Origin of the sequence: Streptomyces sp. CC53 (genome assembly GCF_001865245.1) — a bacterium.
Classification (GTDB): Bacteria; Actinomycetota; Actinomycetes; order Streptomycetales; family Streptomycetaceae; genus Streptomyces.
On the sequence record NZ_MKXB01000106.1, the window covers coordinates 45,932 to 67,634 of the forward strand.

The 21,703-nt window shown below is 74.0% G+C and carries 18 protein-coding genes; 17 read left to right on the plus strand and 1 reads right to left on the minus strand.

Translation table 11 applies throughout. The features are described from left to right. Window positions 1-34 precede the first annotated feature (34 nt). The 11 genes from hisI (at window position 35) to lgt (ending at window position 9,631) form a co-directional block, all read left to right on the plus strand. Window positions 35-385 carry a phosphoribosyl-AMP cyclohydrolase gene (gene hisI / locus BJP40_RS10355; RefSeq protein WP_071280115.1) on the plus strand — a complete coding sequence of 117 codons (351 nt, stop codon included), beginning with the start codon at window positions 35-37 and terminating at the stop codon, window positions 383-385. Between the two features lie 11 nt (window positions 386-396). After that, window positions 397-1,884 (plus strand): anthranilate synthase component I, encoded by a 1,488-nt coding sequence (locus BJP40_RS10360; protein WP_071268579.1) that lies wholly within the window; start codon window positions 397-399, stop codon window positions 1,882-1,884. Between the two features lie 19 nt (window positions 1,885-1,903). Further along, a complete protein-coding gene (locus BJP40_RS10365) occupies window positions 1,904-2,587 on the plus strand; it encodes a TIGR02234 family membrane protein (RefSeq protein WP_071280116.1) in 684 nt (227 codons plus the stop codon). 138 nt (window positions 2,588-2,725) lie between these two features. Beyond that, a complete protein-coding gene (locus tag BJP40_RS10370; RefSeq protein WP_071268577.1) occupies window positions 2,726-2,977 on the plus strand; it encodes an HGxxPAAW family protein in 252 nt (83 codons plus the stop codon). Window positions 2,978-3,126: 149 nt separating this feature from the next. After that, window positions 3,127-3,738 (plus strand): DUF2752 domain-containing protein, encoded by a 612-nt coding sequence (locus BJP40_RS36265; RefSeq protein WP_071280117.1) that lies wholly within the window; start codon window positions 3,127-3,129, stop codon window positions 3,736-3,738. Between the two features lie 151 nt (window positions 3,739-3,889). Beyond that, on the plus strand, window positions 3,890-4,699 hold the full coding sequence (gene trpC / locus BJP40_RS10380; protein WP_071273693.1) for an indole-3-glycerol phosphate synthase TrpC: 810 nt from the start codon (window positions 3,890-3,892) through the stop codon (window positions 4,697-4,699). Between the two features lie 9 nt (window positions 4,700-4,708). Next, entirely contained in the window at window positions 4,709-4,900 is a 192-nt protein-coding gene (trpM, locus tag BJP40_RS36270; RefSeq protein WP_071280118.1) for a tryptophan biosynthesis modulator TrpM, read from the plus strand. A 185-nt stretch (window positions 4,901-5,085) separates the two neighbouring features. Beyond that, complete coding sequence (trpB, locus tag BJP40_RS10390) at window positions 5,086-6,324, plus strand: tryptophan synthase subunit beta (protein ID WP_071280119.1); 1,239 nt, start codon at window positions 5,086-5,088, stop codon at window positions 6,322-6,324. Then, window positions 6,321-7,136, plus strand: coding sequence for a tryptophan synthase subunit alpha (gene trpA, locus BJP40_RS10395; protein WP_071280120.1), 816 nt, complete (start codon window positions 6,321-6,323; stop codon window positions 7,134-7,136). Before trpB ends, trpA begins: the two co-directional genes overlap by 4 nt. Window positions 7,137-7,219: 83 nt before the next feature. Beyond that, entirely contained in the window at window positions 7,220-8,065 is an 846-nt protein-coding gene (locus tag BJP40_RS10400; protein WP_071280121.1) for a thioredoxin domain-containing protein, read from the plus strand. Between the two features lie 588 nt (window positions 8,066-8,653). Beyond that, window positions 8,654-9,631: a prolipoprotein diacylglyceryl transferase gene (lgt, locus tag BJP40_RS10405; RefSeq protein ID WP_071280122.1), complete on the plus strand. Its 978-nt coding sequence runs from the start codon at window positions 8,654-8,656 to the stop codon at window positions 9,629-9,631. Between the two features lie 87 nt (window positions 9,632-9,718). On the opposite strand, the gene rbsK is transcribed toward lgt, so the two are convergent. Then, window positions 9,719-10,648: a ribokinase gene (rbsK, locus tag BJP40_RS10410; protein ID WP_071280123.1), complete on the minus strand. Its 930-nt coding sequence runs from the start codon at window positions 10,646-10,648 to the stop codon at window positions 9,719-9,721. 205 nt (window positions 10,649-10,853) lie between these two features. On the opposite strand from rbsK, the gene BJP40_RS10415 reads away from it, so the two are divergent. The 6 genes from BJP40_RS10415 (at window position 10,854) to BJP40_RS10440 (ending at window position 21,571) form a co-directional block, all read left to right on the plus strand. Further along, window positions 10,854-11,582: a VIT1/CCC1 transporter family protein gene (locus BJP40_RS10415; protein ID WP_071280124.1), complete on the plus strand. Its 729-nt coding sequence runs from the start codon at window positions 10,854-10,856 to the stop codon at window positions 11,580-11,582. Window positions 11,583-12,255: 673 nt separating this feature from the next. Further along, on the plus strand, window positions 12,256-16,818 hold the full coding sequence (gltB, locus tag BJP40_RS10420; RefSeq protein ID WP_071280125.1) for a glutamate synthase large subunit: 4,563 nt from the start codon (window positions 12,256-12,258) through the stop codon (window positions 16,816-16,818). Beyond that, a complete protein-coding gene (locus BJP40_RS10425) occupies window positions 16,811-18,274 on the plus strand; it encodes a glutamate synthase subunit beta (protein WP_071280126.1) in 1,464 nt (487 codons plus the stop codon). Before gltB ends, BJP40_RS10425 begins: the two co-directional genes overlap by 8 nt. Before the next feature lie 448 nt (window positions 18,275-18,722). Beyond that, entirely contained in the window at window positions 18,723-19,445 is a 723-nt protein-coding gene (locus BJP40_RS10430; protein WP_071280127.1) for a VWA domain-containing protein, read from the plus strand. A gap of 28 nt (window positions 19,446-19,473) precedes the next feature. Next, on the plus strand, window positions 19,474-19,863 hold the full coding sequence (locus BJP40_RS10435; RefSeq protein WP_071265453.1) for a VOC family protein: 390 nt from the start codon (window positions 19,474-19,476) through the stop codon (window positions 19,861-19,863). Between the two features lie 163 nt (window positions 19,864-20,026). Next, window positions 20,027-21,571, plus strand: coding sequence for a fused MFS/spermidine synthase (locus tag BJP40_RS10440; protein ID WP_071280128.1), 1,545 nt, complete (start codon window positions 20,027-20,029; stop codon window positions 21,569-21,571). Window positions 21,572-21,703 lie beyond the last annotated feature (132 nt).

Sequence of the window (21,703 nt, forward strand, 5' to 3'; positions counted from 1 at the left end):
GGGAGCGCCCCGCCGCTCGCGGCACAATGGCCTCATGACCAGCAACCTTGACCCGGCCATCGCCGCCCGTCTCAAGCGCAGCCCCGACGGGCTGGTCCCGGCCATCGCCCAGCAGTACGACACCGGCGAGGTGCTCATGCTCGGCTGGATGGACGACGAGGCCCTGCACCGCACCCTCACCACCGGCCGCTGCACCTACTGGTCCCGCAGCCGCCGCGAGTACTGGGTCAAGGGCGACACCTCCGGCCACGTCCAGCTGGTCAAGTCCGTCGCCCTGGACTGCGACGCCGACACCCTCCTCGTCAAGGTCGACCAGATCGGCGCGGCCTGCCACACCGGCGCCCGTACCTGCTTCGACGCCGACGTCCTCCCCCTGGGCCAGTAAGGTCGGGCGCCATGGACCTCGAGACCTTCCGCAAGCTGGCGACCGACCGCCGCGTGATTCCCGTCAGCCGCCGCCTCCTCGCGGACGGCGACACCCCGGTGGGCCTCTACCGCAAGCTCGCCGCGGAGCGCCCCGGGACGTTCCTGCTGGAGTCCGCGGAGAACGGCCGTTCCTGGTCCCGTTACTCCTTCGTCGGGGTCCGCAGCTCCGCCGCCCTCACCGTGCGCGACGGCGAGGCCCACTGGCTCGGCACGCCACCCGTCGGCGTCCCCGTCGACGGGGACCCGCTGGCCGCGCTGCGCGCCACCGTCGAGGCCCTGCACACCCCCCGGGACCTGGCCGGCGGCATGCCGCCCTTCACCGGCGGCATGGTCGGCTACCTCGGCTACGACATCGTGCGCCGCCTGGAGCGCATCGGCGAGCACGGCACCGACGACCTGCGGCTGCCCGAGCTGACCATGCTGCTCACCTCGGACCTCGCCGTCCTCGACCACTGGGACGGCACGGTCCTGCTGATCGCCAACGCGATCAACCACGACGCCGCGGACTCCGGCGTGGACGAGGCGTACGCGGACGCCGTGGCCCGGCTCGACGCCATGCAGGCCGACCTCACCAAGTCCGTCGAGTCCGCGCCCGCCGCCCTCCCGCCGTCCGAGCTGCCCGACTCCACCGCGCGGTGGGGCGGTCCGGCCTACCAGGACGCCGTGGAGGACATCAAGGAGCGCATCCGCGCCGGGGAGGCCTTCCAGGTCGTGCCCTCGCAGCGGTTCGAGACGCCCTGCACGGCGAGCGCCCTCGACGTGTACCGGGTCCTGCGGGCCACCAACCCGTCGCCGTACATGTACCTCTTCCGCTTCGACGGGTTCGACGTCGTCGGGTCCAGCCCCGAAGCGCTGGTCAAGGTCGAGGACGGCCGCGCGATGGTGCACCCCATCGCCGGCACCCGGCCGCGCGGGGCCACCCCGCAGGAGGACCAGGCCCTCGCCGACGAGCTCATCGCCGACCCCAAGGAGCGCGCCGAGCACCTCATGCTCGTCGACCTCGCCCGCAACGACCTGGGCCGCGTCTGCCGGCCGGGCTCCGTGGAGGTCGTCGACTTCATGTCGATCGAGCGGTACTCGCACGTCATGCACATCGTGTCGACCGTGACCGGCCGGGTCGCGGAGGACCGCTCCGCCTTCGACGTGCTCACCGCCTGCTTCCCCGCGGGGACGCTGTCCGGGGCGCCCAAGCCGCGCGCCATGCAGATCATCGAGGAACTGGAGCCCAGCAGGCGCGGCCTGTACGGCGGCGCCGTCGGCTACCTGGACTTCGCGGGCGACTCCGACACCGCGATCGCCATCCGCACGGCCGTGCTGCGCGACGGCACCGCCTACGTGCAGGCCGGGGCAGGTGTCGTCGCCGACTCCGACCCGGTCGCCGAGGACACCGAGTGCCGCAACAAGGCGGCCGCGGTGCTGCGCGCCGTCCACACCGCCAACCGGATGAACCGGGTCTGACTGCGGCGAGCCGGGAGGCATGGGGGATAGTGGGTGCGTGAGTGCCGCATCCGTACCCCAGCCCCGTCCCGCGCGCGCGGGTGACGCGGCGGCCGCAGGCGGCGGCCGCCGCAGCCTCGCCGCAGCCCTCCTCCTGGGCGCCGTCGGCGCCGCCGTCGTCCTCCTCGCCTCCGGCCAGACCTGGACCACGGGCACGGTCACGGGCAGCGGCGGCAGCTTCCGCCTCGACGCGTCGGGCGGCGACGTCACCGGCGTCCCGACCGCCCTCGCGGTGGTCGGACTCGCGGCCCTCGTCGCCGTCCTCGCGGCCCGCGGCACCGGCCGGCGGATCGTCGCCCTGCTGCTCGCCGCCAGCGGCGCGGGAGCGGCCCTGGCCGCCTTCCTGGGCGCGTCCGACACCGCGGCGCTCGACGCGGAGGCCGCCCGCACCACCGGCGACGCCGCCGCCCGCGTCGAGGGCCTCGCCCAGACCGCCTGGCCGACCGTGGCGGGCGCGGCGGCCCTGCTGCTCCTCGCCGCCGGGCTGATCGCCCTGCGCCACGGCTCCGCCTGGCCCACCATGTCCGGCCGGTACGAGAGGGACGGCGGCCCGCGCACCCGTGCCGCCCGCCGCCCGGCCGAGGAGTCCGAGCGGCCGGAGGAGCTGTGGAAGGCCCTCGACCGCGGCGAGGACCCCACGGACCCGGTCGACCGCACCGACTGACCCGAGGCCGCGCCCACCAGCCCCCGGGTGCGACGGCACCCCCGGATCACCCGCGGGTGCGCGCGTGCGGGACAATGGCCGCGAGCGACCGCACTCCGCGGGGCCTCACCACAGAGCAACATCAACGAGGAGCAACTCATGGCGGGCAGCGCCCACGGACACACCCCGGCCGCCTGGACCGGTGTCATGATCGCCTTCATCGGCTTCTGCGTCGCCGGTGTCTTCATGGTGGCGGCCAACCCGCTCGGTTTCTGGGCCGGTCTGGGGATCGTGGTGCTCGGCGGCGTCGTCGGCGGCATCATGCGCATGATGGGCATGGGCCAGCAGAAGCCGACCGCGGAGCAGCTGGAGGCCCGCTCCCGCGCCGCGGGCGCCCAGGCGGCCTCCTGACCCTCGGGTCCGCCGCGGACGGCGGCGGCGCGCGCAAGGCGCGGTCCGGAAGCCCCTGACCGCGCCTTTCCGCTGTGCGCCGCGCCCGTGCGGCACCCGCGCGGACCGGTGGGGCTGCGCGGCCTCCCGCCCGCGGCGACAATCACCGGATGGACGCCACCCCGCACGCCAGCGCCCCGCCCCGTCCCGCCCCACCGCAGGCCGCCCCGCACCCGGCCGCCGGGGCCCCGGAGCACCCCGCCCCGACCCACGGGACCCCCGGGGGGCCCGCCCCGCTCCAGGGGGAGGCCACCGTGCCGCCGCACGCCGCCCGGCCCCCCGCGGCTCCGGCACCCCGCGCGGTCCCGCCGTACGGCGCCCCCCCGCCGTTGGCCCGGCGGGTCGCCGGTCCCCTGGGGCTGCTCGCCGGTGCCGCAGCCGCCTTCGCGTTCGTCGCCGCCGTGGACCCCAACGAACCCGGCCACTACCCGGCCTGCCCGCTGCTCCAGTACACCGGCCTGTACTGCCCCGGCTGCGGCGGGCTGCGCAGCGCGCACGCCTTCGCCCACGGGGACCTGGCCACTGCACTCGGGGCGAACGCGATGGCCGTAGCCGGCTACGTCGTCTTCGCCGCACTGATGCTCGTCTGGCTCGTCAGGGCCGTCCGCGGCGTACGGTTCCACCTCACCGTCCATCCCGCCGCCTGGTGGGTGTTCGGCACCGCGGGCGCCCTGTTCTGCGTGATCCGGAACCTGCCGTTCGGTGGCGCGCTCGCTCCGTGAGACGGTCCCCCGAAACAGCAGGTCAGAGCCGTAGGGTGGAGGAGAGCCGACGGCACCGGCCGCGGCCCGTGCGGTTTCCCGCCGCGCGGCCGGATACCATCGAGGTGTCCGGCTGATCAGACATCACACCCTCCGGAAGGGGGCCTCTCGCGTGAGTGTGCTCGACGAGATCATCGACGGAGTGCGCGCCGACCTCGCGGAGCGGCAGGCGCGGGTCTCCCTCGACGAGCTCAAGGAGCGGGCCGCCAAGGCGCCCCAGGCCCGTGACGGAGCCGCCGCACTGCGCGGCGACGGCGTCCAGGTCATCTGCGAGGTGAAGCGGTCCAGCCCCTCCAAGGGAGCCCTCGCCGCCATCGCGGACCCCGCGGCCCTCGCGGCCGACTACGAGGCGGGCGGCGCCGCCGTCATCTCCGTCCTCACCGAGGAGCGACGCTTCGGCGGGTCGCTCGCCGACCTGGAGGCCGTCCGCGCCCGGGTCGACATCCCCGTCCTGCGCAAGGACTTCATCGTCACCGCGTACCAGCTCTGGGAGGCGCGGGCACACGGCGCCGACCTCGCCCTGCTGATCGTGGCCGCCCTGGACCAGCCCGCGCTGGTCTCGCTGATCGAGCGCGCCGAGTCCATCGGGCTCACCCCGCTCGTGGAGGTCCACGACGAGGAGGAGGTCGCCCGGGCCGTCGACGCGGGCGCCCGCGTCATCGGCGTCAACGCCCGCGACCTCAAGACCCTCAAGGTCGACCGCTCCACCTTCGAGCGGGTCGTCCCGGAGATCCCGTCGGGCATCGTCAGGATCGCCGAGTCCGGTGTCCGGGGACCGCACGACCTGATCGCCTACGCCAACGCCGGCGCCGACGCCGTCCTGGTCGGCGAGTCGCTCGTCACCGTCCGCGACCCGAAGGCGGCCGTGGCCGACCTCGTCGCCGCGGGCGCCCACCCCGCGCTGCGCCACGGGCGGGACTGACCCCCCGCCATGACCGCCCCTGTCACCCGCCACCCCGCCGCGCCCCCCGCGGCGTACGCCCGCCTGGCCCGGGGCTGCCGCCCGCGCGGCTGCCGGGCCCCGGCCCGGCGCGTGCACGGGCGGCGGGTGCGGTACGTGATCGGCGACGAACCGGGCCAGGTCAACGGGATGCGATGGCGCGTCAGGACCGCGTGCCGCTAGCGGTCCACCCGGGGGGCGCCCCGCGCCCCCCGTACCCCCGGACGTATGACCCAGGGGGCGGAGGCATCGCCTCCGTGTGCTCTCCCGCGCAGCGCGGGGGAGCGGACCGCCGACGGCACCACCACGTGCACCCACACCATCGCAGGCCCCCGCGGGGGCCGGTCCTGGCATAGGAGCATGCGCTGATGTCCAGCGAGTTCTTCATCCCCGACCCGGAACGCCGGGTCCCCGACGCCGCCGGCTACTTCGGCGCCTTCGGCGGCAAGTTCATCCCCGAGGCCCTCGTCGCCGCCGTCGACGAGGTCGCCGTCGAGTACGAGAAGGCGAAGGCCGATCCCGCCTTCGCCCGCGAGCTCGACGAGCTGCTGGTGCACTACACCGGCCGGCCCAGCGCCCTGACCGAGGTGCCGAGGTTCGCCGAGCACGCCGGAGGTGCCCGCGTCTTCCTCAAGCGCGAGGACCTCAACCACACCGGCTCCCACAAGATCAACAACGTGCTGGGGCAGGCCCTGCTCACCCGGCGCATGGGCAAGACCCGCGTCATCGCCGAGACGGGCGCCGGGCAGCACGGTGTCGCCACCGCCACCGCCTGCGCGCTGTTCGGACTCGACTGCACCATCTACATGGGTGAGGTCGACACGCAGCGCCAGGCCCTCAACGTGGCCCGCATGCGCATGCTCGGCGCCGAGGTCGTCGCCGTGAAGTCCGGCAGCCGCACCCTCAAGGACGCCATCAACGAGGCGTTCCGCGACTGGGTCGCCAACGTCGACAGCACGCACTACCTGTTCGGGACCGTCGCGGGCCCGCACCCGTTCCCGGCGATGGTGCGCGACTTCCACCGCGTCATCGGCGTCGAGGCGCGCCGCCAGGTCCTGGAGCGCGCCGGCCGGCTGCCCGACGCCGCCGTGGCCTGCGTGGGCGGCGGCTCCAACGCCATCGGCCTCTTCCACGCCTTCATTCCCGACGCCTCCGTCCGCCTCGTCGGCTGCGAGCCCGCAGGGCACGGCATCGAGAGCGGCGAGCACGCGGCCACCCTCACCGCGGGCGAGCCGGGCATCCTGCACGGGTCGCGCTCGTACGTCCTCCAGGACGACGAGGGCCAGATCACCGAGCCGTACTCGATCTCGGCCGGCCTGGACTACCCCGGCATCGGCCCCGAGCACGCCTACCTCAAGGACTCCGGGCGCGGCGAGTACCGGGCCGTCACCGACGGCGCCGCCATGCAGGCGCTGCGCCTGCTGTCGCGCACCGAGGGGATCATCCCGGCCATCGAGTCGGCGCACGCCCTCGCCGGGGCGCTGGAGCTCGGGCGCGAACTCGGCCCGGACGGGCTGCTCGTGGTCAACCTGTCCGGCCGCGGCGACAAGGACATGGACACCGCCGCCCGCTACTTCGGGCTCTACGACGGGGAGGGGTCCGAGTGAGCGGCACCATCCACCTGCTGAACGACACCCTCGCCAAGGCGAAGGCGGAGAACCGGGCGGCGCTCATCGCCTACCTGCCGGCCGGCTTCCCCACCGTGGACGACGGCATCGACGCGATCAAGGCGGTACTGGACGGCGGCGCCGACGTGGTCGAGGTCGGTCTGCCGCACAGCGACCCGGTCCTCGACGGCCCGGTCATCCAGACCGCCGACGACATCGCCCTGCGCGGCGGCGTGAAGATCGCCGACGTGATGCGGACGGTGCGGGAGGCGTACGAGGCGAGCGGCAAGCCGATCCTCGTCATGACGTACTGGAACCCGATCGACCGCTACGGCGTGGAGCGGTTCACCGCCGAGCTGGCCGAGGCGGGCGGCGCCGGCTGCATCCTGCCGGACCTGCCGGTCCAGGAGTCCGCGCTGTGGCGGGAGCACGCCGAGAAGCACGGCCTCGCGACCGTCTTCGTCGTGGCCCCCAGCAGCAAGGACGAGCGGCTCGCCACCATCACGGCCGCCGGCTCCGGCTTCGTCTACGCGGCCTCCCTCATGGGCGTCACCGGCACCCGCGCGTCCGTGGGCGAGCAGGCCGCCGACCTCGTGGAGCGCACCCGCGCCACCACGGACCTGCCGGTCTGCGTCGGACTCGGCGTCTCCGACGCCGCTCAGGCCGCCGAGGTGGCCTCCTTCGCGGACGGCGTCATCGTCGGCTCCGCCTTCGTCAAGCGGCTGCTGGACGCCGACGACCGCACGAGCGGACTGGCCGCCGTACGGGAACTGGCGGGCGAACTCGCCCGGGGCGTACGACGCGACTCCTAGCGGTTCCGGGAGTTTCGTCGCTCGAACGGGTGGATGTCGGTCCGGGGAGGCACGCGGGTGCCTCCCCGGTTCGTTTGCCGGGCGTGAACGAGAACAGCAGCGAGGGAAAGCGGAGCGCCCGGGAACGGCTCCAGCAGCAGCGCCAGCGGGAGCAAGCCCGGGAGAAGCGCCGCCGGGCCCTGCTCGTGACGGCGGCCGTCGTCGGCGTGCTCGGCCTGGCCGCCGTGGTCGGCATCGTGGCGGCCAACAGCGGCGGCGACGGCGGGGACGGCGCCGCGGGGCCCGTCGTCGCCCCGTCCGGCACCGTCGGCGACGACCGGCTCATCATCCCCGTCGGCGCCTCCGACGCGCCCTCCACGCTCACGGTGTGGGAGGACTTCCGCTGCCCCGCCTGCGCGTTCTTCGAGACCACGTACCGCGACACCATCCACCAGCTGACCGACTCGGGCCAGATCAAGGTCGAGTACCGGCTCGCCACGATCATCGACGGCAACATGGGCGGCAGCGGGTCACTGAACGCGGCCAACGCGGCGGCGTGCGCTCAGGACGCCGACCGGTTCGTCCCCTATCACGACGTCCTCTTCCAGAACCAGCCGATGGAGACGGACGACGCCTTCTCGAACAACCAGACGCTCTTCGACCTTGCGGCCAAGGTCGAGGGCCTCGACACCCCCGCGTTCCGCAGCTGCGTCGCCGACGGCACCCACAAGGCATGGGTGAACGAGTCGAACGAGGCGTTCCTCGCCGGGGACTTCCGCGGCACGCCGACGGTGCTGCTGAACGGAGAGTCGGTCTTCCCGGCCAAGGGCAGTGAGCAGATCTCGCCGGAGAACCTGAAGAAGTGGGTCGCCGAGGCCAACGAGGGCAAGGAGCCGGGCACGGCGACCCCCACCGGCGCCGCCACCGCGACGGCGTCCCCCGCCGGCTGAGCCCCCACGGCACGCCCCGGGGTACGTCGGCCCCGCTGTACCCCGGGGCGTGCCGTACCCCGGGGCGTCGCAGCGGCCGCGTCCACGCGCACGGTTCATGACCGGCCGGGCCGCCGAGGCTGCGGCCCGGCCTGGATGGTCCCGGGGCCGTTCCGGCCCCGGCGGGCGTGGGGGCGCGCCCGGTTCGTGACCGGCCCGTGCCGCGGTGGCTGCGGCTCCGGTCTGATGGTGCGCAAGGGCGTACTCGCCCGCGCCCCCTCCCGGTGCCGACGGTCGGGGTCCCTCCGGCGCTCGGCCCGTTCCCTCCGGGGACGGGCCCGGCGGCCCCGGGCCGGGGACGCGGCGTCGGGCCCGTCGCGGCGCGGCCGGTCGGCGTGCGCAAGGAGCCCGCGGGCGGGGCTGCTCTTGCCAGGACCCGCCGCCCGGGACGGGCCGGCGCCGTCCGGCTGCGCGGTGGTGGGGCGCCGGGCGGTCGCCGTCGGCTCGGAGCCGGCCCTGGTGGGGGAGCGGAGGCGGCAGTGACGTTATGCAGTCTTTGCCGGGTGGGCTGCCCTCCGGTCGGCCCGGCAAGGTAGCGTCGGTCCTGCCATGGACCTTGCCTACATTCCCAGCCCGTCGACCGGTGTCCTCGAACTCGGACCGGTCCCGCTGCGCGGCTACGCCTTCTGCATCATCATCGGTGTCTTCGTCGCCGTCTGGTACGGCAACAAGCGCTGGATCGCCCGGGGCGGCAAAGCCGGCACCGTGGCCGACATCGCGGTCTGGGCGGTGCCGTTCGGGCTGGTCGGCGGCCGGCTCTACCACGTGATCACCGACTACCAGCTGTACTTCAGCGAGGGTGAGAACTGGGTCGACGCCTTCAAGATCTGGGAGGGCGGCCTCGGCATCTGGGGCGCCATCGCCCTCGGCGCGGTCGGCGCCTGGATCGGGGCCCGCAGGCGCGGCGTCCCGCTGCCCGCGTACGCCGACGCCATCGCGCCCGGCATCGCCCTCGCCCAGGCCATCGGCCGCTGGGGCAACTGGTTCAACCAGGAGCTGTACGGCAAGCCGACCGACCTGCCCTGGGCGCTGGAGATCTCCGAGGGCGTGAACCGGGAGGCGGGCCTCTACCACCCGACCTTCCTGTACGAGTCGCTGTGGTGCGTCGGTGTCGCCCTCCTCGTCGTCTGGGCCGACCGGCGGTTCACCCTCGGCCACGGGCGGGCCTTCGCGCTGTACGTCGCCGCCTACTGCGCCGGCCGCGCCTGGATCGAGTACATGCGCATCGACGACGCCCACCACATCCTGGGCCTGCGCCTCAACGTGTGGACCGCGCTGCTGGTCTTCCTGCTGGCCGTGACGTACATCGTGGTGTCGGCGCGGGTCCGGCCGGGGCGCGAGGAGGTCGTGGAACCGGGCGCCGGGGACGCCGACGGCACCACCGCCGACGGCGGGAAGGACGCCGAGGACCCCAAGGACGCCGCGGACGAGAGGGACTCCGGGGACGGGCAGGGCGCCGAGGCCGCCGGGGGCGGCTCCTCCGCCGGCGGCTCCGGGGACGCGGCCCGCCAGAAGCAGAAGTCGTAGCGACACCACGACCGCCGTACGGGGCGGCCACCGGGCCTCGGGCTCCGGTGGCCGCCCCGCCGCGTGCGGCGGCTGCCGCCCGCCGTCTCACACGGCGTCGATCTCCGCGCGGTACGGCATCGAGGACGACGCCCCGCGCCGCTGCACCGACAGGGACGCCGCCGCGGACGCCCACGACAGGGCCTGCGGCATCGGCCTGCCCTCGCCGAGCGCCACCGCCAGCGCGCCCGCGAACGTGTCCCCGGCTGCGGTCGTGTCCACCGCCCGCACCCGCCGGGCCGGCACAGTCACCGGGCGGGTGCCGCGCGCCGCGTGGAGGCACCCGGCCGAGCCCAGGGTCACCACCACCTCGGGCACCAGGCGCAGCAGCTCCTGTGCGGCAGCCGCCGGGTCGGCCGCACCGGTCAGCTCCGCGGCCTCGTGCTCGTTGGGCAGCAGCAGGTCGACCGAGGCGAGCAGCTCGTCCGGGAGGTGCAGGGCGGGCGCGGGCGTGAGGACCGTACGGACCCCGTGGCGGCGGGCCGCCTCCGCACCGGCAGCCACGGCGTCCAGTGGCAGTTCCAGCTGGAGCAGCAGGGCGCCGGCGGCCGCGATGCACTCCTCGTCCGCCGGGCTCAGGCCCGTCACCGCGGCGTTGGCGCCCGGCACGACGACGATCGCGTTGCCCCCCTCGTCGTCGACGACGATGTGCGCGGTGCCCGACGGGCCTTCCTCGGTGCGGAGCAGCGCCGTGTCCACCCCCGACTCCTCCAGGCCCGCCCGCAATCTGGCGCCGAAGTCGTCCGAGCCGACCGCGCCGATCATGGACACCGTCCCGCCGGCCCGCGCCGCGGCCACGGCCTGGTTGGCGCCCTTGCCGCCGGGCACCGTGCGGAACTCCCGGCCGCGCACGGTCTCACCGAGCCGCGGGGCCCGGCGGGCGTAGGCCACGAGGTCCATGTTGGCGCTGCCGAGCACGGCGATGCGGGGGGCGTGCGGCGGGCCGGAGGCGGGCGGGCCCGCGGGCGGGAGCGTCATGCCGGAGATTCTCCCCTTCCGACGCCCGCGGCACCCCCGACCTCCAGAGAGGTCCGCGATGCGGCCCCGCCCGCGGTTTCCCAGGTCAGGCGGCCCTTACTAAGTAAAGCCTGCCTTGCTGGCGCGCCCCTTACATCGCGCGTACTTTCGACGGCAGGAGGGGCGACGCCCGTACGGGGCCCGCCCGGGGAGCCTGGGGAGAGCTGTGTCCATCATCGAGACCGAGGCCGCGCTGCACGCGGCGCACCGCGACAACCACACCCACCGCGATGTGAACGGCGGCTGGCTGCGGCCCGCCGTGTTCGGCGCCATGGACGGACTCGTCTCGAACCTCGCGCTGATGACCGGTGTCGCGGGCGGCTCGGTGGCCCCGCAGACCATCGTCATCACCGGCCTGGCCGGCCTGGCCGCGGGCGCCTTCTCCATGGCGGCGGGCGAGTACACCTCCGTGGCCTCCCAGCGGGAGCTGGTGCAGGCGGAGCTGGAGGTCGAGCGCCGCGAGCTGCGCAAGCACCCGGTGGACGAGATGGAGGAGCTGGCCGCGCTCTACGAGGCGCGGGGCGTCGAGCCCGCCCTGGCCCGCGAGGTGGCGATGCAGCTGTCCCGCGACCCGGAGCAGGCCCTGGAGATCCACGCGCGCGAGGAGCTCGGCATCGACCCGGACGACCTGCCGTCGCCGCTGCTCGCCGCCGTCTCGTCGTTCGCGTCCTTCGCCCTCGGCGCCCTGCTGCCCGTGCTGCCGTACCTGCTCGGCGCGACCGCGCTCTGGCCCGCGGTGCTGTGCGCCCTCATCGGCCTTTTCGGCTGCGGCGCCCTCGTGGCCCGGGTCACCGCCCGCAGCTGGTGGTACAGCGGGCTGCGGCAGCTCGCGCTGGGCGGCGCCGCCGCGGCCGTCACCTACGCCCTGGGGGCGGCCTTCGGCGCCGTGCTCTGAGGCACCGGCGCCGCACCGGCGGTGAACCACCGCCCCTCGCTGCGGCACGGTACGCCGGCCCGCCCGCACCGCGCGGCCGGCCACCCTGCCCCCGGCTCGCAGTCCTGTGTCCGCCACAGGGCCGGACCGTCCCGCCCCGCAGCCCCGCGTGCGCTGCACGGGCCGTGCCGCCCCGCGCTCGCCGCGCGCCCGCCGTCCCGCCCCCGCCGCCCCCGGCCGTCCGCACGCGGGACGGCCGGGGGCGGTCGCGCGGCGCAGGTCTGTGACGAACCTCCAATAGCAGGATCGGGCCGCCGGTGGGACACTATGCGGAGCGCCACATACACAGCTGTTACACGGCGGTTTCGAGTCCCTCATCCCAGGGCATGAGTCGTGAGCGCCGCGGGCAACGAAGCCCGCCACCCCGGACGGACCGGCGGACGCCATCCGCGTCCTGTTCCCAGCCCCGTCCTCACCCTTGTGGGAGCCCTTGCACGGCCTCCCCGTACGACCCCATCGCACCACCCCCCAGACCGCAGGAACCCTCGCACCGCGTCACCGCGGTGTCCGCATGTTGGAATGGACTATCCGCTAGCCGAGAACCAGCCCATCATGTAACCTGCACGAAATTTCGCGGAGGGCCAACGTCGTCCCTCTGGCACTTGCACATGCCACGACGACGACGGGAGAGCCGATGCGTTCCGACGCCTGGTCGCCCATGGACGGTCGCCCCGCCCCGCAGGGGATGTACGACCCCCGCAACGAACACGACGCGTGCGGCGTCGGGCTGGTGGCCACCCTCACCGGTGTTCCCAGCCACGAGCTGGTCGAGCAGGCGCTGACCGTACTGCGCAACCTTGAGCACCGCGGCGCCACCGGCTCGGAGCCCGACTCCGGCGACGGCGCCGGCATCCTCCTCCAGGTCCCCGACGCCTTCCTCCGCGAGGTCGCCGGCTTCGACCTGCCCGAGGCCGGCGCGTACGCCGCCGGCACGGCGTCCCTGCCCGCCGGCACCGCCGACGAGGACGCCGCCCGCATCGAGGCGATCGCCGCAGAGGAGGGCCTCACCGTCCTCGGCTGGCGCGAGGTCCCCGTCACCCCCGACCTGCTCGGCGCCACTGCCCGCTCCACCATGCCGGCCTTCCGTCAGGTGTTCGTCACCGACGGCGCCACCACCGGCATCGACCTGGACCGCAAGGCGTTCGTGCTGCGCAAGCGCGCCGAGCGCGAGACCGGCGCGTACTTCCCGTCGCTGTCCGCCCGTACCCTCGTCTACAAGGGCATGCTCACCACCGGGCAGCTGGAGCCGTTCTTCCCGGACCTGTCCGACCGCCGCATGGCCTCCGCCGTCGCGCTGGTCCACTCCCGGTTCTCCACCAACACCTTCCCGAGCTGGCCGCTCGCCCACCCGTACCGCTTCATCGCCCACAACGGCGAGATCAACACGGTCAAGGGCAACCGCAACTGGATGCGCGCCCGCGAGTCCCAGCTCGTCTCCGACCTCCTCGGCCAGGGCAAGGACCTCGACCGGGTCTTCCCGGTCTGCACCCCCGACGCGTCCGACTCCGCGTCGTTCGACGAGGTCCTCGAACTGCTCCACCTCGGCGGCCGCTCCCTCCCGCACGCCGTGCTGATGATGGTCCCCGAGGCGTGGGAGAACCACGACTCCATGGACCCGGCCCGCCGCGCCTTCTACCAGTACCACTCCACGATGATGGAGCCCTGGGACGGCCCGGCCTGCGTCACCTTCACCGACGGCACCCAGATCGGCGCCGTCCTCGACCGCAACGGCCTGCGCCCCGGCCGCTACTGGGTCACCGACGAGGGTCTCGTCGTGCTCGCCTCCGAGGTCGGCGTCCTCGACATCGACCCGTCCAGGGTCGTCCGCAAGGGCCGCCTGCAGCCCGGCAAGATGTTCCTCGTCGACACCGCCGAGCACCGCATCATCGAGGACGACGAGATCAAGGCCGCCCTCGCCGCCGAGCACCCGTACCAGGAGTGGCTGGAGTCCGGCACCATCGAGCTCGGCGACCTGCCCGAGCGCGAGCACATCGTCCACACCCACGCCTCGGTGAGCCGCCGCCAGCAGACCTTCGGCTACACCGAGGAGGAGCTGCGCGTCATCCTCGCGCCGATGGCCCGCAGCGGCGCCGAGCCGATCGGCTCCATGGGCACCGACTCGCCGATCGCCGCGCTGTCCGACCGGCCGCGCCTCCTCTTCGACTACTTCACCCAGCTGTTCGCGCAGGTCACCAACCCGCCGCTGGACGCCATCCGCGAGGAGCTCGTCACCTCGCTGTTCTCCTCGCTGGGCCCGCAGGGCAACCTGCTGGAGCCCACCGCCGCGTCCTGCCGCAGCGTCACCCTGCCGTTCCCGGTCATCGACAACGACGAGCTGGCCAAGCTCATCCACATCAACGCCGACGGCGACATGCCCGGCATGACCGCCGTCACCCTGTCGGGCCTGTACCGGGTCTCCGGCGGCGGCGACGCCCTCGCCGCCCGCATCCGCGAGATCTGCGCCGAGGCCGACACCGCCATCGAGGACGGCGCCCGCCTCATCGTCCTGTCCGACCGGCACTCCGACGCCGAGCACGCGCCGATCCCGTCGCTGCTGCTCACCGCGGCCGTCCACCACCACCTCATCCGCACCAAGCAGCGCACCCAGGTGGGCCTGCTGGTCGAGGCCGGCGACGTCCGCGAGGTCCACCACGTGGCCCTCCTCATCGGCTACGGCGCCGCCGCCGTCAACCCGTACCTGGCGATGGAGTCCGTCGAGGACCTCGTCCGCGCCGGCACCTTCATCGAGGGCGTCGAGCCCGAGCAGGCCATCCGCAACCTGATCAAGGCGCTCGGCAAGGGCGTGCTGAAGGTCATGTCCAAGATGGGCATCTCGACCGTCGCCTCCTACCGCGGCGCCCAGGTCTTCGAGGCCATCGGCCTCGACCAGGACTTCGTCGACACCTACTTCAACGGCACCTCCAGCAAGCTCGGCGGCGTCGGCATCGACGTCGTCGCCAAGGAGGTCGCCGCCCGCCACGCCAAGGCGTACCCGGCCAGCGGCATCGCCCCGGCCCACCGCACCCTGGAGATCGGCGGCGAGTACCAGTGGCGCCGCGAGGGCGAACCGCACCTGTTCGACCCGGAGACGGTCTTCCGCCTCCAGCACGCCACCCGGGCCAAGCGGTACGACATCTTCAAGAAGTACACCGAGCGCGTGAACGAGCAGTCCGAGCGGCTCATGACGCTGCGCGGCCTGTTCGGCTTCACCTCCGACCGCAAGCCGATCCCGATCGACGAGGTCGAGCCGGTCAGCGAGATCGTGAAGCGGTTCTCCACCGGCGCCATGTCGTACGGCTCCATCTCCAAGGAGGCGCACGAGACCCTCGCCATCGCCATGAACCAGCTGGGCGGCAAGTCCAACACCGGTGAGGGCGGCGAGGACCCCGAGCGCCTCTACGACCCGGCCCGCCGCTCGTCGATCAAGCAGGTCGCCTCCGGCCGCTTCGGCGTCACCTCCGAGTACCTCGTCAACGCCGACGACATCCAGATCAAGATGGCGCAGGGCGCCAAGCCCGGCGAGGGCGGCCAGCTGCCCGGCCACAAGGTGTACCCGTGGGTCGCCAAGACCCGGCACTCCACGCCCGGCGTCGGCCTCATCTCGCCGCCGCCGCACCACGACATCTACTCCATCGAGGACCTCGCCCAGCTCATCCACGACCTGAAGAACGCCAACCCGGCCGCCCGCATCCATGTGAAGCTGGTCTCCGAGGTCGGCGTCGGCACGGTCGCGGCGGGCGTGTCCAAGGCGCACGCGGACGTCGTGCTGATCTCCGGTCACGACGGCGGCACCGGCGCCTCCCCGCTCACCTCCCTCAAGCACGCGGGCGGCCCCTGGGAGCTCGGCCTCGCCGAGACCCAGCAGACGCTGCTGCTCAACGGGCTGCGGGACCGCATCGTCGTCCAGACCGACGGCCAGCTGAAGACCGGCCGCGACGTCGTCATCGCCGCGCTGCTCGGCGCCGAGGAGTTCGGCTTCGCCACCGCGCCGCTCGTCGTCTCCGGCTGCGTCATGATGCGCGTCTGCCACCTCGACACCTGCCCGGTCGGCATCGCCACCCAGAACCCGGTGCTGCGCGAGCGGTTCTCCGGCAAGGCCGAGTTCGTCGTCAACTTCTTCGAGTTCATCGCCGAAGAGGTCCGCGAGCTCCTCGCCGAGCTCGGCTTCCGCACCCTCCAGGAGGCCGTCGGCCACGCCGAGCTGCTCGACACGGCCCGCGCCGTGGACCACTGGAAGGCCCAGGGCCTCGACCTGGCCCCGCTGTTCCACGTCCCCGAGCTGCCCGAGGGCGCCGCCCGCCACCAGCTCGTCGAGCAGGACCACGGCCTGGAGAAGGCCCTGGACAACCAGCTCATCGAGCTCGCCGCCGACGCGCTCGGCGCCGCCACCGCCGAGGACGCCCGGCCGGTCCGCGCCCAGCTGGAGATCCGCAACATCAACCGCACCGTCGGCACCATGCTGGGCCACGAGGTGACCAAGCGCTTCGGCGGCGCGGGCCTGCCCGACGACACCATCGACATCACCTTCACCGGCTCCGCGGGCCAGTCCTTCGGCGCCTTCCTCCCGCGCGGCGTCACCCTGCGCCTGGAGGGCGACGCCAACGACTACGTCGGCAAGGGCCTCTCCGGCGGCCGGGTCGTCGTCCGCCCGGACCGCGGCGCCGACCACCTGGCCGAGTACTCCACCATCGCCGGCAACACCATCGCCTACGGCGCCACCGGCGGCGAGATCTTCCTGCGCGGACGCACCGGCGAACGCTTCTGCGTCCGCAACTCCGGTGCGCTCGTCGTCTCCGAAGGCGTCGGCGACCACGGCTGCGAGTACATGACCGGCGGCCACGCCGTGGTCCTCGGCGGGACCGGCCGCAACTTCGCGGCCGGCATGTCCGGCGGTGTCGCCTACGTCGTCGACCTCGACCGCGACAACGTGAACTCCGGCAACCTGGGAGCCGTCGAGGCGCTCGACGACACCGACAAGGCATGGCTGCACGACGTGGTGCGCCGCCACCACGAGGAGACCGGCTCCACCGTCGCCGAGAAGCTCCTCGCCGAGTGGTCCGTCGCCGCGGACCGCTTCAGCAAGATCATCCCGACCACGTACAAGGCAGTGCTCGCCGCCAAGGACGCCGCCGAGCGGGCCGGTCTCTCCCAGACCGAGACCACCGAGAAGATGATGGAGGCGGCGACCAATGGCTGATCCCAAGGGCTTTCTGAACCACGGCCGCGAGGGCGCGACGTCCCGCCCCGTCGACGAGCGCGTCAAGGACTGGAACGAGGTCTACGTCCCCGGCTCCCTGCTGCCGGTCATCAGCAAGCAGGCGTCCCGGTGCATGGACTGCGGCATCCCCTTCTGCCACAACGGCTGCCCGCTCGGAAACCTCATCCCCGAGTGGAACGACTTCGCCTACCGCGAGGACTGGGGCGCCGCCTACGAGCGGCTGCACGCCACCAACAACTTCCCCGAGTTCACCGGGCGGCTCTGCCCGGCGCCCTGCGAGGCGGCGTGCGTGCTCGGCATCAACCAGCCGGCCGTCACCATCAAGAACGTCGAGGTCTCGATCATCGACAAGGCGTGGGAGTCCGGCAACGTGACGCCCCAGCCCCCGGAGCGCCTGTCCGGCAAGACCGTCGCCGTCATCGGCTCCGGCCCCGCCGGCCTGGCCGCCGCCCAGCAGCTCACCCGGGCCGGGCACACCGTGGCGGTCTTCGAGCGCGCCGACCGCATCGGCGGCCTGCTGCGCTACGGCATCCCCGAGTTCAAGATGGAGAAGCGGCACATCAACCGGCGCATCGAGCAGATGCGCGCCGAAGGCACCCGCTTCCGCACCGGCGTCGAGATCGGCCGCGACCTGAAGGCCACGGACCTGCGCAAGCGGTACGACGCCGTCGTCATCGCCGCCGGCGCCACCGTGGCCCGCGACCTCTCCGTGCCGGGCCGCGAGCTGAACGGCATCCACCAGGCGATGGAGTACCTGCCGCTCGCCAACAAGGTGCAGGAGGGCGACTTCGTCACGCCGCCACTCACCGCCGAGGGCAAGCACGTCGTCGTCATCGGCGGCGGCGACACCGGCGCCGACTGCGTCGGCACCGCCCACCGGCAGGGCGCGGCCTCCGTCACCCAGCTGGAGATCATGCCGCGGCCGAACGACGACCGCGACCCGGTCGGACAGCCCTGGCCGACCTTCCCCATGCTGTACAAGGTCACCTCGGCCCACGAGGAGGGCGGCGAGCGGGTCTACTCCGTCTCCACCACCCACTTCGAGGGCGACGAGGACGGCAACGTGCAGTGGCTGCACCTCGTCGAAGTCGAGTTCGTCGACGGGAAGTTCGCGCAGAAGCCGGGCACCGAGCGGAAGATCCCCGCGCAGCTGGTCACCCTCGCCATGGGCTTCACCGGCACCGACCAGGAGAACGGCCTCGTCGAGCAGTTTGGTCTGGACCTCGACGCGCGGGGTAACATCGCCCGCGACGCCGACTTCCAGACCAACGTGCCGGGCGTCTTCGTCGCCGGTGACGCCGGCCGCGGCCAGTCCCTCATCGTGTGGGCCATCGCCGAGGGCCGCTCCGCCGCCCGCGGCGTGGACCGCTACCTCACCGGCGCCAGCGACCTGCCGGCCCCGATCCGCCCGACGGACCGCGCCCTCGCGGTCTGACGGCCCTGGAACGTCCCGTACAACGGCGTACGGAACACAGCAGCGCCTGCCTCACGTCCCCGACCGGACCGTGGCAGGCGCTGCGCCTTTGCGCGGCCCCGCCGTGCGGGACCCGCACGGCCCGCACGGCGGGGCCGGCGCGTCGGCGGGGGAGGCCGGAGGGCTCCCGGGAACGGCGGTTCCGGCCCTGCCCGCGGGAGGAGGGCCCGGAGCGCGGTGCCGACCGCGTCCGCGGCGCAGGCGGGCCCAGCCGCCCGGAACGCACAGCCGTGTCCCCGGAGGACTCCCCGCAAGCGGCGGTGCGGGCCGCCGCCCGGCGGGGTGACGCGCGCGGTGGTGCGGCCCCCGCCCCGTGAGCCGCACCGTGCGTCCGCCCGCCGGGCGGGCTGCACCCCGCATGGCGTACCGTCGGGGCGTACCGCGCCGGTCACGCAGGGGGGACCACGACATGGCCATCGGCCTCCGCACGCTGGAGAAGTCCGCGCCCGCACTCGTCGACCTCTACAAGTCCGCCGGGGTCTCCCTGCGCAAGCATGGCCTGGAGGGGCAGCGCGCGGCGGTCTACCTCGTCGTCGACCACTCCGGCTCGATGCGTCCCTACTACCGGGACGGCAGCGTCCAGGCCCTCGCCGACCGGGTCCTGGGCCTGTCCGCCCAGCTCGACGACGACGGCCGGGTCCCCGTCGTGTTCTTCTCGACCGACGTCGACGCCGAAACGACGATCGACCTCGCCGACCACCGGGGCCGCATCGAGCGGATCGCGGCCGGACTCGGCCACATGGGGAAGACCAACTACCACCTCGCGATGGACGCCGTCATCGACCACCACCTCGACAGCGGTGCCGACGCCCCCGCCCTCGTCGTCTTCCAGACCGACGGCGGCCCCCTCAGCCGCCTCGCCGCCGAGAAGTGGCTGTGCAAGGCCGCCCGGCTCCCGCTGTTCTGGCAGTTCGTCGGCTTCGGCGACCCGACGAGCCGCCAGTTCGACTTCCTGCGCCGCCTCGACGACCTGCCCGTACCGGCGAAGCGCCCCGTGGACAACGCCGGCTTCTTCCACGCCGGCCACGACCCGCGCCGCGTCCCCGACGACGTCCTGTACGACCGGCTCGTCGCCGAATTCCCCGCGTGGCTGGCCGCTGCCCGCGCCCAGGGCGTAATCCGTTCGGCCTGAGCGCCCCTCCGATGGCAGGCTGGCTCCCATGACCTCCCTCGTGCGACATGTGACGTTCGACTGCGCCGACCCCTACCGCCTCGCCGGATTCTGGTCCGCCGTCCTGGACGCGCCCCTCGGCGACGACGACCGGCCCGGCGACCCCGAAGCCGTGGTGGAGTCGCCCGGCGTGAGCCTCCTCTTCATCCGCGTCCCCGAAGGCAAGACCGTCAAGAACCGGGTCCACCTCGATCTCCAGCCGCAGGACCGCTCCCGCGACGAGGAGGTGGACCGGCTGCTCGCCCTGGGCGCCGCCCTCGTCGACGACCGGCGCCGCCCCGACGGCACGGGCTGGGTGGTCCTCGCGGACATCGAGGGCAACGAGCTGTGCGTCGAGCGCAGCGCCGCGGAACGGGCCGTGACGGACCCTCAGAGCTGAGCGGCACGCCGGGCGGCCCTCGCCGGCATCCGCCTCCTGCCGTGCCCCGCCCTCCCCGGCCGGACCTCGGCGCCGAGCGGGCGCGCGGGGGCCGACCGTGCCGCCCCTGACGCAGGGGGAGGGGCGCCCGACGCCGGACGCCGGGCACGCCGGGCATGGAAGGATGTCACCCGTGACCGGATCGTCCTCCCCGTCCGCCGCCGAGGGAACGCCACGGACCCGCGGTCCGGGTCCCCGTACGGCCGCGGTCCTCGTGTTCGGCTCCTCGGCAGCGGTCCTGGTGGTCGAGATCGCCGCCCTGCGACTGCTGGCCCCGTACCTCGGCCTCACCCTTGAGACCAGCACGATGGTGATCGGGATCGCTCTCACCGCGATCGCCTTCGGCTCCTGGCTGGGCGGGGTCGTCGCCGACCGGGTAGATCCCCGCCGGCTCATAGGCCCCTCGCTCGGGGTGTCGGGAGTGGTCGTGGCGCTCACTCCGGCCGTGCTGCGCGCCACGGCGGAGTGGGCGCCGCCGTTGCTCGTCCTGCTCGCCTCGCTGACCATCCTCGTGCCGGGCGCGCTGCTCTCCGCGGTGACGCCGCTCGTGACCAAGCTGCGTCTCACCAGCCTCGCCGAGACCGGGGCGGTCGTCGGCCGGCTGTCCGGCGTCGGCACGCTCGGCGCCATCGTGGGCACCGTCCTCACCGGGTTCGTGCTCGTGTCCCGCTGGCCGGTCAGCGGCATCCTGATCGGCCTGGGAGCGCTGCTGGTCGCCGGTTCGGTGCTGACCGGGTGGCGGACGCGCACGTGGCGGGGCACCACCGCCCTGCCTCTCGCGGTCGTCGCCGGCAGCCTCGCCGCCACGGTCGCGCCCGGGGCCTGCGACACGGAGACCCGGTACCACTGCGTACGGGTCGTCGCGGACCCCGACCGCAGGGGCGGCCGCACCCTCGTCCTCGACGGTCTGCGGCACTCCTACGTCGACCTCGACGACCCGACGCACCTGGAGTTCACCTACGTGCGCGCCATCGCGTCCGTGGTCGACGCCGCCTTTCCCGAGCGTGTCCCCCTCTCCGCCCACCACCTGGGTGGTGGCGGGCTGACGTTCCCCCGGTACCTCGCGGCCACCCGGCCGGGGACGCGCAGTGTGGTCTCCGAGATCGACGGCGGAGTCGCCCGCGTCGACCGCGACCGCCTCGGGCTGCGGTCGGTCCCCGGCGTCACCGTACGCGTCGAGGACGGCCGGCTCGGACTGCGGCGGCTGGACGCCGGCAGCCGCGACCTCGTCGTCGGCGACGCCTTCGGCGGTGTCAGCGTGCCGTGGCACCTCACCACCCGGGAGGCGATGGCCGACGTGCGGCGCGTGCTCGACGAGGACGGGCTGTACGTCGCCAACCTCATCGACCACGGGGACCTGGCGTTCGCCCGCGCCGAAGCAGCCACCCTCCGTGCGACCTTCCCGCACGTCGCCCTCGTCGGCGAGCCCGCCGACATCGGCACCGCCCCGAGCGGCACCGCCCGGGGCGGCAACCTGGTGGTGCTCGCCTCCACCCGGCCCATCGACCTGCGCGCGGCCCAGGAGGCGCTGGACACGCGGCGCACGGGCTGGCGGATCGCCACCGGCGATGACCTCGCTTCCTGGATCGGCGACGCACGGCCACTCACCGACGACCACGCGCCCGTCGACCAACTCCTCCAGCCCTACGGACCGCCCGGCAGCACGTGACGGGGCCCGCCCCGGCCCCCTGCCGACCGGGCCCCGGGCCGGGGAACAGCCGCCGGTGGGCAGCAGCCCTCCCACAGCCACCCGTAGGGTGAAGCACCCGTCCGGCGTGCGTACCGGCAGCGTCCTGCGGGG